The sequence below is a fragment of the Pseudoalteromonas sp. S2893 genome, assembly GCF_005887105.1.
Classification (GTDB): domain Bacteria; phylum Pseudomonadota; class Gammaproteobacteria; order Enterobacterales; family Alteromonadaceae; genus Pseudoalteromonas; species Pseudoalteromonas atlantica.
This window is the reverse complement of sequence record NZ_PNCY01000122.1, coordinates 1-323: the sequence shown is the minus strand read 5'-3', so window position 1 is coordinate 323 and position 323 is coordinate 1. Positions and strand designations below refer to the sequence as shown.

Annotated in this window: 1 protein-coding gene; it reads right to left on the bottom strand. The window is 39.3% G+C overall.

Translation table 11 applies throughout. From position 1 onward, the window contains the following. Positions 1-108 precede the first annotated feature (108 nt). Positions 109-323: aldo/keto reductase (locus tag CWC04_RS19375; RefSeq protein WP_171038605.1), on the bottom strand; the 215-nt coding region annotated here is incomplete at its 5' end.

The window sequence follows — 323 nt, the reverse complement described above, 5'->3', positions numbered from 1 at the left end:
ATTTAAGTTAACTTTAGTATAGTTTTACTTTGGATATGGTCAAATGTAAGAGAGAAAAACGCAGTAAAAAAACTGGCTATTATTTTGGTTTAATTTGGCTGCGGGTTATCATTTAAAAATAGTGGCAGTTTCAGTTAGAGTGTCTTCGCTTAATGTTATGCTTAATGCGTCAATGTCTTCTTTAAATTGGGCCATGCTGGTGGCACCACTACTTGACGTGGTACCGCCATAGACTTGATTACACCAACCAAGAGCCAATTGGCGTGGGGTTATTCCGATTGCATGTGCAACCTCAACATAACGCTGCGTGGATTTTTGAGCGT